The organism is Nonlabens antarcticus, from assembly GCF_015356755.1.
In the GTDB taxonomy this organism is placed as follows: Bacteria; Bacteroidota; Bacteroidia; order Flavobacteriales; family Flavobacteriaceae; genus Nonlabens; species Nonlabens antarcticus.
In genome coordinates, this window is the sequence record NZ_JADFCO010000066.1 from 828,362 (window position 1) to 843,115 (window position 14,754).

Consider the following 14,754-nt stretch of genomic DNA (forward strand, 5'->3'; position numbering starts at 1 on the left):
TTTTTACACCATGATCAAGGTATTTATCATAGGCACCGGTAATCTAGGAACGCAATTATGTTATGCGTTGGAAAAATCCATGAACAACAGTGTTAAATTGGTAGGTTACCGCAATAACAAAGGTCAGAAACTGGAATCCAGTAGCGCACCCTTATTCCAAAATTCTATTCCTGATTGCGACCTGATAATTCTCGCAGTTCCTGATGATTTGATTGCTCAAGTTTCAAACTCTTTAAATATTTCAGAAGTTACTGTAGTACACACTAGTGGAAGCGTTGACATGAAAGAATTATCTAGCTTTAAAAATCACGGTGTTCTTTATATACCGCAAACATTTAGTAAAGAAAGAGCTGTTGATTTTGCTAACCTTTTTATCTGTTTAGAAGCGAGTACAGACACTACAATGAAGCAACTGGAACTGGTAGCGAGTTCGCTTTCGCGAAAGCAAAAACATATCAATTCTACACAAAGACGAGAGCTTCATCTTGCCGCAGTTTACATGAATAATTTTGTTAATCATTGTTACTACAAAGCAGATCAATTATTAGAAAAAGCATCCATTCCAACGGCTTTATTGCAACCTTTAATGGAGGAAACGCTTAAAAAAGCTCAAGATTTAGGAGCATTAAAAGCTCAAACTGGCCCTGCAAAACGTGGCGATCAACAAACTATTAATAGACATTTAGAATTATTAGAAGAGGACGATCGTGATATGTATCGCGTCATCACCAATTCAATAGAACAAACTCATGGAAAAAAATTATAAAGAATTATTGCATAAAATTAAAGCGTTCGTATTTGATGTGGACGGCGTTCTCACAGATGGCCGCTTGCTCATTTCTGATAGCGGTGAACTGCTGCGCACGATGAATGCAAAAGATGGCTACGCTCTGAAAACGGCACTCAACAATGATTATTTAGTCTGCATTATAACGGGTGGAAATAATAACGGAGTCAAAACCAGACTGGAAGGGTTAGGTATCACAGATGTTTTTTTAAATGCTCATGATAAAATGGTGCAAATGAAAGAATACATGGAAAAACATAGTTTAAAAGCAGAAGATATTCTCTTTATGGGTGACGATATGCCCGACGTTCCTGCCCTAATGTTTGCTGGACTGGCCACTTGCCCTCAAGATGCCATTCCTGAAGTGAAAGGTGTTTGCGATTATATATCACATAGAAATGGCGGTGACAGCTGCGTGCGCGATGTGATCGAGCAGGTCATGAAGGTTCAAGGTAAATGGAACGTAGCATCAGGCACAAAAGCGACAAGTAGTTGAAATATTTGAAACTAATGCGCTGGCCTAATGTGCTCATGACGCTGATCACCCAGGTCATTATCATTTATGTCTACCTCCCACAAACTAATGCCATTTTAAGTCTTGCACACTGGCAGGTTCTGCTCTTACTAAGCTCCACAGCTTTACTCACGGCGAGCGGGAATGTAATTAATGATATCTATGACGTTTCTACCGACATTATCAACAAGCCAGATAAAGTCCTTGTAGGCAAGTCCATTACAGAGAAAAAAGCCTTTACCTTTTACATGGTTATAACTAGTATATCAGTTGGCTTTGGTTTTATTCTTGCCAATAGTGTGGAGAAGCCAGCTCTGGCCGGGCTATTTATAGGTATCGCTTTTCTGCTTTATACTTATGCAACTACGCTAAAAAAAATGCTTCTTGTTGGCAATATTTTGATCTCGATTTTAGTAGGATCTGTAGTTTTAATCACGGCTCTTTTCGAATTATTCCCCTCCATTACTGAATTTAATAAAGCATATCAATTAGAAGCATTGCTGCACCTTACGGTGTTTGCTATTTTTGCGATTTGTGTCAACCTATTGCGGGAATGGATCAAAGATTGTCAAGATATGAAAGGCGATCACGCAAGTGGCAGATCGAGTTTACCACTACTTTTAGGTAAAAAGCGAGCAGCACAAGCCATGGCAATTTACACACTCATACTGGTTGTGATCATAGGCTATTTAACAACTATGGAATTAAATACAGATCCAATCAGTCTTTATGGTTCCCTGTTTTTAATTATGGCGCCGCTTCTATATGTAGCGCTGCGATTATTTAATGTCGATTCTGTGAAGGAATTTGGCATACTTTCACTGCTTTGTAAAGTTGTCTTGTTTGTAGGAATTATAGGAATCGGATTTATAAAATTTACCGTTTAAATGTTACAAGAAAAACTTAAACATATTGATATCATTCTCGCCTCGCAATCGCCGCGGCGTCAAGAATTATTGAAAGGACTGGATCTAGATTTCAGAATTGAAACCAGACCAATTGATGAAGTTTACAATAGCGAACTCATTGCTGGCGAAATCACCGCTTTTCTTTCCTCGCTCAAGGCGAAAGCATTTAGCGATGACCTTCAGGAAAACCAATTGATAATGACAAGCGATACCATTGTATGGTTAGACGGTAAAGCATTAGAAAAACCAAAAAATGGAGGTCACGCTAAGAAAATGCTAGCTTCCATGAGTGGGACAATGCATCAGGTTTATACTTCAGTTACTTTTACATCGTCAAAGATTCAGGAAACAATCACAGATGTCACTAAGGTTTTCTTTAAAGAAATGACTCCGGAAGAAATTGATTATTACGTGGATCACTATAAGCCTTTTGACCGTGCCGGTGGTTATGGGATTCAGGATTGGATAGGTTTCACATCTATTGAAAAACTAGAGGGATGTTATTATAATGTGATGGGGTTGCCACTACCCAAAGTATATGAATGGCTCAAAACAAATGCAACTCGATTATGAAAAATATATTATTTGTAGTATTGATAGCCGCATCTTTATTGAGTTGCAAGAACGATAAAAATGAGGATCTGGTTGATGAATTAGATTGCTCTTCTGTAAAGACGGGTACTTTCAAATATGCTAATAAGGCTTATGGAGAATGGATCATTGAACGCAATGATAGTACCAGTATAGAAAGCAGTCCTAGTACAGAAATGAAAATTTACAGTAAGGTCGTCTGGATAACAGATTGTGAGTATGAACTGCACATTCAAGATGTGGACAAGAGTGATAATATGGCGGTAATCAATAGCGTTTTAAGAGTAGTTATCACTGATGTTACAGATTACGGCTATAAGTGCATAACTTACAACAACAGTGGCCCTGAGGAGTTTGAAATGATACGTATCGATTGAAACACATAAAATACATAGCGTTATACCTCATATTCAGCATAGGGTTTGCTTTACTGATTTATGGCTCAAACATCACTTATCAATGGGATAAGTTCAATTGGACTCCATTTTTAAAAGAGTTAGGCTTTGTGTTTTTTATTACAGGGTGTAGCGTTTTTGGAACGTGGTGGTGGAATAAGAAAGAAGAAAAAGTCGATCGATAATACTTTATAGATTAACTTATCTCAAACCATAGAAACTTAAAAAACCCATTCTGAATCTTCAGAATGGGTTTTTGAATAATTGATAATCCTATTGTTAACTTGAAAGCATCAATAGTTTGGAGTTCATTATGCGTAGTGGTAAATTGTTGTTTATCGCAAAGCGATGAACTAAAACATTTCACGTCCAGCAAAATGAAAAGCTGCTTCAATCGCTGCATTCTCATCGCTATCACTACCGTGAACGGCATTTTCACCTACACTTTTTGCAAACAATTTTCTGATAGTTCCATCAGCTGCCTCAGCAGGATTAGTTGCTCCTATTAACGTACGGAAATCTGCTACTGCATTATCTTTTTCAAGAACCGCCGCTACGATTGGACCGCGAGACATAAATTCAACTAATTCTCCGTAGAATGGACGCTCACTGTGTACTTCATAAAATTCCTGTGCATCTGCAACAGTCATTTGTGTTAATTTTAAAGCCGCGATTCTGAAACCACTGCTTGTAATTTTTTCTAGTATAGCCCCTATGTGTCCGTCCTCGACTCCATCAGGCTTGATCATTGTAAAAGTTCTATTCGTTGCCATTTTTGATTTTTAAAATTGCGCTGCAAAAGTAGTTCTTTCTGTCAGGCATTAAGCATTAGACACTTGGTTTTTTAATGATGCATTTTAATCACTGTTTACAATACGACCAATTCACCTTCGTTAACACTGATTCAACCTCTTTCATAAAGTCGGGAACTTAAATACGCGGAAAGAACTATCGGTTTTACAGATTCTCTCCTACTTAATTTTAGACATTCATTGTAGCTTCAAATTGAGGTTGGCAGTTTTTTAAATCTGCTTAGAAATATTACTTTTGCAGTCTATGGAAAAAGATCAATACGAGAGTCTTAAAAAAGAGCTTTCTACTACTAAAAAGATTATCATCGTTCCACATAAAAGCCCTGATGGAGATGCGGTAGGTTCCATTACAGCACTCTATGGTTATCTCAAGAAAAAAAACCATGAAGTTAGCATGATTTCTCCTAACGATTTTCCTAGCTTTTTACAATGGATGAAGCATAGTGATGAGATATTGAACTATGAAATGAATAGAGATCAGTCTGATGATTTAATTGCAGCAGCCGACCTGATTTTCATTCTAGATCATAATGCATTTCATCGCGCAGGCGATATGGAAACGCCCCTTTCCAAAGCAGATGCCACTTTTGTGATGATTGATCACCACCAGCAACCAGACGATTTTGCAACTTATATGTATAGCGACACTGGCATGAGTAGTACTTGTGAGATGGTTTATCACTTTATCGAAAACATGGGTGAACTCGATAGCATCGATGAGAACATGGCTTCCAGTCTTTATACCGGCATATTAACAGATACTGGGAGTTTTAAATATCGTTCTACAACCTCTACAACGTTAAGAGTAGCTGCAGATCTAGTGGATCTGGGAGCTGATAGTGAGGGGATCAACAGAAAAATATATGATGTAAATACGCCTACTCGCATGAAATTGTTAGGGGTGGCTTTAAACAACATGGTGATACTCGCAAAACACCGTACGGCTTATATTACTTTAACTCAAAAAGAGTTAGATGACAACAATTTTCAAAAAGGAGATACAGAAGGCTTTGTAAATTATGCCTTGAGTCTTGACAATATTGTTTTTGCTCAAATCTTTATAGAAAAAGCAGATGAAGGCATTATCAAAACATCCTTACGCTCTAAGGGTAATTTTGATGTAAACACGATGGCTCGTGAAAATTGGAATGGCGGTGGGCATAAAAATGCAGCTGGCGGTCGATCAGATGAATCCATGAAAGATACCGTAGATAAATTAATTAGTATATTGCCACGCTATGAAGATGACTTACAAAGCACTCAAATATAGCCTTGCCATCACATTATTCGTGATGCTTGCCAGCAGCTGTAAGAATCAAGTCGAAGTCCGTGAGCCTAAAAGCCGGAAGACTGCAACTACTACTAATTTTTCAATCGAACTCAATAAAGAGCGTAATGCCGCAGAAGAGAAATATATTGAAGGAATAATAGCGAAAGATTCTACGGAATTTACACGCTCACCTAACGGCTTCTATTATCGATTTGTTACTCAAGACAGTATCGCCGGTGATCGTCCTGAATTTGGAGATCGCGTTGTATTTGAATATGATGTAAGTAATCTGGATGGAGATATCATATATAGTAAGGAGGAGATTTCTCCTGTAACTAAAAGTCTTGAACAAGAATATGGAGTGTTCAAAGGCCTGCGAGAAGGATTGAAATTAATGCAAGTTAATGATGAAGTTATTTTCTATTTCCCTTCTTACACAGCTTACGGGTTTTATGGAGATAATAATCGAATAGGTTTAAATACGCCGCTTGTAAGTAAAGTCAAACTTCTAGTTATAACAAAATCAAAATAATATAAACGATTCATCGCAATTTGCTCCTAGCTAGTTGAGACACTTTGAAATCGGTCTAAAGAAATGTGAACTAAATAATTAAAAATTAAGAAATGAAGAAAACCCACGGCTTACTAATCGTTCTAGCCATAATTTTAACCGCATCTTGTAAGGACAAATATCCAGATGCTAAAGATGGAATTTATGCCGAAATCGAGACCACAAAAGGTACGATGTTCGCAGAGCTTTACTATGAAGCTACACCTGCTACAGTAGCTAATTTTGTAGCACTCGCAGAAGGAAATCATCCAGAAGTAGCAGACTCATTGAAGGGAAAACCGTTTTATGATGGTCTCATCTTTCACCGTGTGATAGAAGGATTTATGCTTCAGGGTGGAGATATAACAGGAACTGGATCAGGTCAATTAAGCTATCAATTTGATCAAGAAATAGTAGATAGTTTGAAACACGATGCAAAAGGTGTTTTGTCCATGGCAAATGCTGGTCCTAATACTAATGGAAGTCAGTTTTTTGTAATGCATGAACCTAACCCTAACCTGGATGGTGGTTATAATGTTTTTGGAAAAGTCATTGAAGGACTTGCGGTTATTGATTCTATCGCAACGGTGGAAACAGGCGAGGCAGATAGACCTCTTGATAGCATTGTTATGAAAAAAGTAACAATTATCAGAAAGGGAAAAGCTGCAAAAAAATGGGATGCCCCAGCAATATTCAAGGAGCAGCAGAAACTGTCTAAAGAACGTAAAGAAATGGAAGAAAAGCTTGCTGTAGAGCGCCGCGCTGCAGCACCTGCTATTAGAGAATCTAAAGCAAGTGAACTGGCTGCATTGAAAGAGAAAGCAACTAAAACTTCAACGGGAGTTGCCATTTATACCCTCAAAAAGGGAAGTGGTGAGAAGCCAGAGATAGGATCTACGATTCTATTAGACTATAGTGGGTATCTTGAAAGCGGTGTATTATTTGACAGCAGCGATCTAGAGGTTGCTCAAATGTTTGATGCCGTTAATCCACGTAAGCAACAAGCTAGTGCTTATCAAGCTATGCCTGTTCAATATAGCCCTGAAGTAGGAATGATTCCTGGTTTTAGAGAAGCCATGCTCAGTATGAACTACGGTGATGAAATCATTGCATTTATTCCGTCTGAACTAGCTTATGGCGCTAACGGTGGCGGACCTATTCCTGCAAACAGCAACTTGATATTTGAAATGAAGATGCTTCCTAAGGAATAAATTCAACTGCTAAATCTATTCTAAAAACGTGCTGCTACGCAGCGCGTTTTTTTATTCCCCAATTCTTTTAAAGTATCTTTATCTAATGAAGAAAATTATTTACACGAGCACTGCTCCCAACCCTATCGGGCCATATAACCAAGCCGTTTTGTGGCAAGGAAAAGAACAACAGACATTATATACCAGCGGTCAAATCGCTATAAATCCTAAAACGGGTGAATTAGAAACAGAAAGTCTGGAAAAAGAGACACACCTAGTTATGAAAAATCTAGAGGAAGTCTTGAAAGCAGCAGGTATGAACTTTAATGATGTCGTAAAAACAAGCATCTTTTTGAGCGACATGAAAAGCTTTGCAGTAGTTAACAAAATTTACGGCGGATATTTTAATGAAGAAGATGCCCCTGCTCGTGAGACAGTAGAAGTTGCAAACTTACCTAAGTTTGTAAATGTAGAAATTTCAGCAATTGCAATACGTGGATAATATGGCCCTTTCAGAATCAGAACTAATTCTAAATAAAGACGGTAGTATCTACCATTTAAATTTAAGACCAGAACAATTAGCTCCAATTATAATTACGGTAGGAGACCCAGAGCGTGTGCCAGAAATCTCTAAGTACTTTGACGCTATTGAGTGTAAAGTTGGTAAGCGGGAGTTCCACACTCATACAGGAACATTTAAGGGAAAACGGATAAGCGTTGTATCCACGGGAATAGGAACCGATAACATTGATATCGTATTCAATGAGCTAGATGCGCTTGTGAATATTGATTTTGATACAAGACAAGTTAAAGAGAAATTGACTTCTTTAGACATCATACGCGTTGGAACCACTGGAGCTGTTCAACCTAATACACCTATTGATTCCTTTCTACTTTCCCAGCGTGGTATAGGCTTTGATAGTTTATTACACTGGTATGAAAATGACATTAGTGACAAGAAATTTACTGATGCATTGGTTAAAGAATTGAACTTATCAGAGAATATGTCTAAACCTTACATCGTATCATGTGATCGCGATCTAGCAAGACAGTTCCAAACAATCGAAATGCTTAATGGGACCACCATCACTAACGTCGGTTTTTACGGTCCACAAAGCAGAAGTTTACGCCTTGCTCCATCAAATAAAGAATTGAAACAATTGATTTCTAATTTTAACTATGATGGTCACCAGATCACTAATTTAGAAATGGAAACTTCTGGTATTTATGCAATGTCTCACCTATTAGGTCACAGAGCAATTTCACTGAATTCTGTCGTAGCAAATCGTGCTACCGGTCAGTTCAGTAGTGATCCAGAAGAAGCTGTAGAAAAATTGATACGGTTTACTCTGGAACGCATTGCAACTCTCTAATTGGCGATTTTTCTTAATAGATCTAAAAAACAATATTTGAAAGACTTTAATGAGTACCCATATCAGCATCGAGATATCAACTGGCTCAGTTTCAATGATAGAGTTTTGCAGGAAGCTGCAGATACTTCAAATCCTATCTATGAACGTTTGAAGTTTATTGCTATATTTTCCTCCAACCTAGATGAATATTTTAGAGTACGGGTTTCCCAACTTAGACAGTTGAAAAAGGTCGAAAAGAATTTGCGCAAAAAGCTAGCACTGCGCCCTTCTAAGTTTGTAAAGCAACTGCTGGTTAAGGTTCACGAACAACAGCACTGGTTAGGTGAGATTTTCTTTGAATCTATTGTTCCAGAATTAGCTCAAAATCATATTCATTTACTTCACCACGACCAGTTGAAAAGTCGTTTTAAAAAGAAGGCTAAGGATTATTTTGAAACCCACTTAAATAATATAGTTGATTATGAATACGTCGAAGCCAGTAAATCCAGTGAAATATTCTTAAAAAATCAACATCTTTATTTACTGGTGACTTTTGAGAAGCAAGAAAAATATGGCGTAGTAACGATTCCTTCAAAAAAGCACGATCGGTTTATTGAGATTGATCAAACTGACGAAGATCATTATATCTGCTTTTTAGACGATATAATTAAGCTGAAATTACCCGACTTATTTCCAGAAGAAAAAATTGTTGATGCATATGCCGTCAAACTTTCCAGAGATGCAGAGTTGTACATGGATATTGAGTTAGAAGGTGATCTTGAAGATAAAATTTATAAATCCTTAAAGCAACGTACAGACGGGCAACCCACTAGATTTCTTTATGATGAGCGCATGCCCAAAGACGTCATAAAAAACGTAAGAAAAAGTTTAGGTCTAGGAAAGATTGATATGGTTTCTGGAGGTTTTTATCATAATTTTGATGACTTTTTTGGTTTTCCTGATCCTACTAGAAATCAAAGTTTACACGCTGGAGAACTACGGACTCTGGAACATTCACAACTGTACAACAAGAACTTTTTTGACGTTATTAGAGAAAAAGATCAGCTGGTTCACTTTCCATTTATGTCGTTTGATTACGTGCAAGAATTTATAGATCAATCTGCACAGGATGAGAAAGTGGAAGAAATAAAAATCAGTTTATATAGGGTTGCCGATGAAAGTGCTTTGACAGATTCATTATTGACTGCATTGAAAAATGGTAAAAAAGTAACTGTTTTTGTTGAAGCAAAAGCAAGATTTGATGAAGAGAATAATATCAAATGGGGCCGTATTTTTGAAGAGCACGGCGCTACCGTAATCTATAGTTACCCTAGAATAAAAGTTCACAGTAAAGTTTTGCTTGTTTATAGAAAGGAAAACGGGAAATCAAAAAAGTACGCTTACATAGGAACTGGAAATTTTAATGCAAAGACTTCAAAGATCTATTGTGATCATGGTCTTTTCACTGCCCATAAAGGGATTACTAAAGACCTAGGAAGGGTTTTTCAAGTCCTTCAAGGTGATCTAATAATTCCAAGGGCAAAGGATTTATTGATCTCGCCATTTAGTACAAGAAGTACTTTTGAAGACTTAATTCGCAAGGAAACTGAAAATGCCAGTAATGGAATTGACGCGCGTATTACGGCCAAAATGAATCAGTTGGAAGATCAAGGTTTGATCAATCTTCTGTATAAGGCAAGTCAGGCTGGAGTTAAGATCAGGCTAATTGTGAGAGGATTTTCCTGTCTTGTTCCTGGGCTCAAAGGAATCAGCGAGAACATTGAAATGACTTCCATTGTAGATCGTTTTCTAGAACATGGTAGAATTTATAAATTCCATAATAATGGAGATCCATTGATTTACATGGGAAGTGCAGACTGGATGTCCCGTAATCTGGACCGTCGCATTGAGGTCCTCACTCCTATTTATGATACTGATATTTTTAAGGAACTGGATGAAATCCTTGATATTCAGATACAAGATAATACAAAGGCTAGAATCCACACACCACAGGAAAATAATCCTTTTGTAGATCCTAAGGGAAATAAACCTGTTCGATCGCAGCATGCGATTTACAATTACCTCAAAAAGAAACACAACGTTTAAATATATATCATGACGACTATAAACATCGGTGGCGTTCCAGAACATTTCAACCTTCCATGGCATTTAGCTCTAGAGGATAACGCTTTCGCGAAAGCGAACATTGATTTACAATGGCAAGATATTCCAGAAGGAACAGGGAAAATGTGTCAGTTACTGCGTGATGGTGAACTGGATGTTGCCTGCATTTTAACGGATGGAATAGTCAAGGATATTATGGCGGGTAACCCATCAAAAATTATTCAAGTATATGTGGAATCGCCACTTTTATGGGGCGTACACGCGCCTGCCTCTATGATTGAAGAAGATACTGCGCAACTCATCGATCCCGTGATTGCCATCAGTCGTTATGGGAGTGGTTCACATTTGATGAGCTATTTACTAGCCAAAAGACACGATTGGAATCCAGAAACTTTAAAATTTGATTTAGTCAATACCATTGATGGAGCAGTGAAATCAATAAGTGCTGGAAACTCACAATTATTTTTATGGGAACGTTACATGACGCAACCATTAGTTGATCAAGAGATCTTTAAAAGATTAGAAACTATCGCCACGCCATGGCCCAGCTTTGTGATCGCTGCAACAGATAATTGTTTTGCAGAAAAAGAGGCGGCGTTAGTAAAAATGCTGCAAATAACTAATAGCTATTCCTCTGATTTTAAGGAGATACCAAGCATTGATCGTACCATTGCTTCACATTATGACCTGCAAGTGGGAGATGTTCAACAATGGTTGCTGCGCACAGAGTTTACAGATCAACAGCTGAATGCCAAAACGGTTGCTAAAATCAGCAAGCAGTTTAAGGCCGTAGGAATATTAAAGGAGGAAATCACTTTAGAAAAGCTGATTCATAACCTACCGATTCCTGAAGAGGAGGAATAGTTTACCATTCAATAGGCTGTTTTCTTTTTTCCTGCAAGTATCTATTAGCTCTAGAGAAATGCTGGTTTCCAAACCAGTAGCCACGATTTGCACTTAAGGGTGACGGGTGACCGCTGGTTAATACAAAATGTTTCTTCTCATTGATAAGCTTGATTTTAGTTTTAGCAAAACCGCCCCAAAGCATAAATACAAGATTTTCCCGCTCGTCAGAAAGTGTTTGTATCACCTTATCAGTGAATATTTCCCAACCTTTTTTTTGATGGCTTCCCGCCATTCCCTGCTCTACGGTCAATACTGTATTTAATAGTAACACACCTTGATCTGCCCAGCGTTCTAAATTTCCAGATTTAGGGTTAGGAATCTGTAAATCCTTTTGTTGCTCCTTAAAAATATTTATCAACGATGGCGGTGGTGGAACACCGTCTGCTACAGAAAAACACAAACCGTTAGCTTGTCCTTTTCCATGATAAGGATCTTGTCCTATAATCACCACTTTGACCTTTTCAAATGGCGTGCGATCAAACGCCGCAAAAATCTTATTCCCAGGTGGAAAACAGACAGTTCTCTCGTATTCTGCTTTTACAAAACTAATGAGCGTTTCAAAATACTCCTGATTAAATTCCTCCCGCAACATTTCTTTCCAGCTTTCATCAATTTTAATAGACATATAGATCTCTTTCTGTAAAGTTAGGAAGGAATTTGGAGGATTTCAAGGTAGAAATTATAAACTAGTGGGTAAAAAAGATACTTAAATCGGCCGTTAAAAATTGAATAATCAATGGCTTAAACTAGGCATCCTGCGTTATTTTTGTACCACATATGGGGAAAATTTCTACAAAGACCTTACAGGATATTGAGTTTGACAAGGTCATCAAACAAGCCAGTATTTTTTGTACTACAGACGATGGTCGGGATCGCATGAAACAAGTTGTTCCTTTGTCAGGCGATAAAAACATCACAAATGCACTTTCTCACACAAATGAATACCTTTCCTCCTATACTACAGAATATGCCATACCTAATCACGGCTTTGAACCTATAGAGCGTGAGCTTCAATTATTAGGTATTGAAAATAGTGTGTTAGAAAAAGAAAGCATCCGCAGACTGGTAACATTGCCCAAGTCTGTTAACGACCATGTCAAGTTTTTTAAAAAAACCATAGAATATTTTCCGGTACTTGCAGAACGCACCGCTCCTATCCCTTTGAACACAGAGGTTCCAGATCGTGTAGATCAAATTTTAGATAAATTCGGAGAGATTAAAGACGATGCCTCTCCTGTTTTAAAAGATCTACGTCGTGAAATGAATAGTGTACGTGGGCAACTCAATGGAAGTTTCGGTGCAGCGCTCAGTCATTATTCAAAACTTGATTTTCTAGATGAAATCCGGGAAACAGTCGTAGAAAACCGTCGCGTTCTCGCCGTCCGTTCCATGCACCGCCGTAAGGTAAAGGGAAAGATCATGGGCAGCTCAAAAACCGGCAGTATCACCTACATAGAACCAGAACGCGTGTTAACGCTTTCGCGGAAGCTGTCTGAATTAGAAATTGAGGAGCATGAGGAAATCCAGCGCATACTCAAAGAATTGACAAATTTTCTTAGGTATTACATTGAGGACTTTGAAACCTATCGCGACTATCTAGCGCAAACGGATGTCATAGCCGCTAAGGCAAAATATGCACGTAAAATAAACGGTATATTGCCTATGGTCGTTAGGAATCGAGAATTAAATCTCGTGGACGCCTACCACCCATTATTATTGATAGCAAATAGAGAACGTGATGAAAAAACGTTCCCACAGAGTATTCAATTAACACCAGAAAATAGAATTATCGTGATTTCTGGTCCTAACGCTGGTGGTAAATCCATAACTCTCAAAACTATAGGATTGCTTCAGGTGATGACACAATCTGGTATGTTGATTCCCGTGCACGAGAAAAGCAGGATTTGTTTCTTTGATTCCATACTTACTGACATAGGCGACAATCAGAGTATTGATAATCATTTGAGTACCTATAGTTATAGATTAAAAAATATGCGTGGCTTTCTCCAAAAAGCAGATGATAAAACACTTTTTTTGATTGATGAATTTGGTACGGGATCTGATCCTGAACTAGGTGGTGCGCTGGCAGAAAGTATGCTGGAAGAAATGTATGCTCGCAAATCATACGGCATTATAACCACACATTACACCAATTTAAAAATGCTGGCTAATGAAATGCCAGAAATGACAAATGCAAATATGCTATTTGATTCCCGGTCATTAGAGCCTATCTATCAATTACAATTAGGGGAAGCTGGTAGTTCCTTTACTTTTGAAGTTGCGCAAAAAAACGGTATTCCTTATTCTTTAATCAACAAAGCAAAGAAAAAAGTAGAGCGAGGTAAAATTAGATTTGATAAATCAATTGCCGCGTTGCAAAAAGAACGTTCAGATTTACGACGTAACAATGAATCACTGCGAACTAAAGAGGTTCAGGCAACTCAAAAGGCAAGTAAATTAGACGATACTCAAGATCGCGTTAAACAGAAACTTGAAGATTTTCAAGATCTCTACGACACTTACCAACGCCATATTAATTTAGGTAAAAAGTTTGACCAGCTTGCTAAAGATTTTTCCAATAACAAGAAAAAGCGTTTGCTACTCGATGAGTTGATGAAACTCGTGATTACAGAAAATGTAAAGAGACAACCCGTAGCACAGAAAAAAGCAGAGGCTAAAAAAGAGGAGGGAAAACAGAAGCAACTTGAAAATGAGGTGATTCAAAAGGTGACTAAAATTAGACAAGAACGAAAGGTCACTCCCAAAAAAGAAATTACCGAACAAAAACCAAAACACGTTTTCAAAATTGACGAACGTGTACGTCTGATCGATTCAAAATCAATAGGTACAATAGATTCCATTGAAAAAGGAAAGGCAACCGTAAATTATGGTATGTTCACGACTATTGTTAGTTTAGAGCAGATAGAACCGGTGAAAAAATAATGAAAAAGAAAATTGTGCTTTTTGACGGTGTTTGCAATCTGTGTAACAAAGCGATTACATACATCATAGAACATGATCCCAAAGATCAATTTAGATTTGCCGCACTGCAAAGTGATGAGGGCAAAAGCTTGTTAGCTAAATATGAGATTGACCCCACAGAGATTGATAGCATCGTCCTCGTGAGTGATAATAAATCATATATTAAAGCGAGTGCCGCGCTACGTATAGCAAAAAATCTTTCTGGCGCTCTTCCTTTAATATATGGGTTTGCAATATTTCCAAAAGTGATTACTAATGGAGTGTATGATTTTATAGCACGCAATAGATATAATTGGTTTGGTAAAAAGGACAACTGCATGATTCCAACCGCAGACTTGAAATCTAAGTTCTTGGATAATAAATAAGTAAGGGT

General features: G+C 37.7%; 17 protein-coding genes. 15 read left to right on the forward strand and 2 right to left on the reverse strand.

All coding sequences use genetic code 11. From position 1 onward, the window contains the following. Nucleotides 1-10: 10 nt before the first annotated feature. Genes IQ282_RS14690 through IQ282_RS14715 form a run of 6 tightly spaced genes read left to right on the forward strand, consistent with a single transcriptional unit; the run spans nucleotide 11 to nucleotide 3,380 of the window. Nucleotides 11-766, forward strand: a complete 756-nt coding sequence (locus IQ282_RS14690) for a Rossmann-like and DUF2520 domain-containing protein (RefSeq protein ID WP_194852622.1) — start codon at nucleotides 11-13, stop codon at nucleotides 764-766. After that, the gene (locus IQ282_RS14695; RefSeq protein WP_194852623.1) at nucleotides 750-1,283 is read left to right on the forward strand and encodes a KdsC family phosphatase; all 534 of its coding nucleotides are present in this window, start codon (nucleotides 750-752) and stop codon (nucleotides 1,281-1,283) included. The genes IQ282_RS14690 and IQ282_RS14695 overlap by 17 nt, the downstream gene beginning before the upstream one ends. Continuing rightward, nucleotides 1,280-2,188: a geranylgeranylglycerol-phosphate geranylgeranyltransferase gene (locus IQ282_RS14700; RefSeq protein ID WP_228547346.1), complete on the forward strand. Its 909-nt coding sequence runs from the start codon at nucleotides 1,280-1,282 to the stop codon at nucleotides 2,186-2,188. Before IQ282_RS14695 ends, IQ282_RS14700 begins: the two co-directional genes overlap by 4 nt. Continuing rightward, complete coding sequence (locus tag IQ282_RS14705) at nucleotides 2,189-2,782, forward strand: Maf family nucleotide pyrophosphatase (protein WP_194852624.1); 594 nt, start codon at nucleotides 2,189-2,191, stop codon at nucleotides 2,780-2,782. Further along, nucleotides 2,779-3,177 carry a hypothetical protein gene (locus IQ282_RS14710; RefSeq protein WP_194852625.1) on the forward strand — a complete coding sequence of 133 codons (399 nt, stop codon included), beginning with the start codon at nucleotides 2,779-2,781 and terminating at the stop codon, nucleotides 3,175-3,177. The genes IQ282_RS14705 and IQ282_RS14710 overlap by 4 nt, the downstream gene beginning before the upstream one ends. Beyond that, the gene (locus IQ282_RS14715; RefSeq protein ID WP_194852626.1) at nucleotides 3,174-3,380 is read left to right on the forward strand and encodes a hypothetical protein; all 207 of its coding nucleotides are present in this window, start codon (nucleotides 3,174-3,176) and stop codon (nucleotides 3,378-3,380) included. The genes IQ282_RS14710 and IQ282_RS14715 overlap by 4 nt, the downstream gene beginning before the upstream one ends. Nucleotides 3,381-3,548: 168 nt before the next feature. Here IQ282_RS14715 and IQ282_RS14720 read toward each other — a convergent pair whose 3' ends face one another. Beyond that, nucleotides 3,549-3,968 (reverse strand): nucleoside-diphosphate kinase, encoded by a 420-nt coding sequence (locus IQ282_RS14720; protein ID WP_194852627.1) that lies wholly within the window; start codon nucleotides 3,966-3,968, stop codon nucleotides 3,549-3,551. Between the two features lie 283 nt (nucleotides 3,969-4,251). Between IQ282_RS14720 and IQ282_RS14725 the strand changes: the two genes are divergently transcribed. From IQ282_RS14725 to IQ282_RS14755, 7 genes are all read left to right on the forward strand, one after another. Continuing rightward, a complete protein-coding gene (locus IQ282_RS14725; RefSeq protein WP_194852628.1) occupies nucleotides 4,252-5,277 on the forward strand; it encodes a DHH family phosphoesterase in 1,026 nt (341 codons plus the stop codon). Continuing rightward, a complete protein-coding gene (gene gldI / locus IQ282_RS14730; protein WP_194852629.1) occupies nucleotides 5,246-5,809 on the forward strand; it encodes a gliding motility-associated peptidyl-prolyl isomerase GldI in 564 nt (187 codons plus the stop codon). The genes IQ282_RS14725 and gldI overlap by 32 nt, the downstream gene beginning before the upstream one ends. A gap of 92 nt (nucleotides 5,810-5,901) precedes the next feature. Continuing rightward, nucleotides 5,902-7,038, forward strand: a complete 1,137-nt coding sequence (locus IQ282_RS14735; protein WP_194852630.1) for a peptidylprolyl isomerase — start codon at nucleotides 5,902-5,904, stop codon at nucleotides 7,036-7,038. A gap of 85 nt (nucleotides 7,039-7,123) precedes the next feature. Further along, nucleotides 7,124-7,519, forward strand: a complete 396-nt coding sequence (locus IQ282_RS14740) for a Rid family detoxifying hydrolase (RefSeq protein WP_194852631.1) — start codon at nucleotides 7,124-7,126, stop codon at nucleotides 7,517-7,519. A 1-nt stretch (nucleotide 7,520) separates the two neighbouring features. Further along, nucleotides 7,521-8,390, forward strand: a complete 870-nt coding sequence (locus IQ282_RS14745; RefSeq protein ID WP_194852632.1) for a nucleoside phosphorylase — start codon at nucleotides 7,521-7,523, stop codon at nucleotides 8,388-8,390. Between the two features lie 36 nt (nucleotides 8,391-8,426). Next, entirely contained in the window at nucleotides 8,427-10,475 is a 2,049-nt protein-coding gene (gene ppk1, locus IQ282_RS14750) for a polyphosphate kinase 1 (protein ID WP_194852633.1), read from the forward strand. 9 nt (nucleotides 10,476-10,484) lie between these two features. Further along, complete coding sequence (locus tag IQ282_RS14755) at nucleotides 10,485-11,357, forward strand: substrate-binding domain-containing protein (RefSeq protein ID WP_194852634.1); 873 nt, start codon at nucleotides 10,485-10,487, stop codon at nucleotides 11,355-11,357. Between the two features lies 1 nt (nucleotide 11,358). Here the strand turns inward: IQ282_RS14755 and ung are convergent, their stop codons facing one another. Further along, nucleotides 11,359-12,024: a uracil-DNA glycosylase gene (ung, locus tag IQ282_RS14760; protein ID WP_194852635.1), complete on the reverse strand. Its 666-nt coding sequence runs from the start codon at nucleotides 12,022-12,024 to the stop codon at nucleotides 11,359-11,361. A gap of 152 nt (nucleotides 12,025-12,176) precedes the next feature. Here ung and IQ282_RS14765 point away from each other — a divergent pair, with 152 nt between their 5' ends. Together IQ282_RS14765 and IQ282_RS14770 are read left to right on the forward strand one after the other, a co-directional pair. Further along, a complete protein-coding gene (locus IQ282_RS14765; RefSeq protein WP_194852636.1) occupies nucleotides 12,177-14,342 on the forward strand; it encodes an endonuclease MutS2 in 2,166 nt (721 codons plus the stop codon). Further along, the gene (locus tag IQ282_RS14770) at nucleotides 14,342-14,746 is read left to right on the forward strand and encodes a thiol-disulfide oxidoreductase DCC family protein (protein ID WP_194852637.1); all 405 of its coding nucleotides are present in this window, start codon (nucleotides 14,342-14,344) and stop codon (nucleotides 14,744-14,746) included. Before IQ282_RS14765 ends, IQ282_RS14770 begins: the two co-directional genes overlap by 1 nt. Nucleotides 14,747-14,754 lie beyond the last annotated feature (8 nt).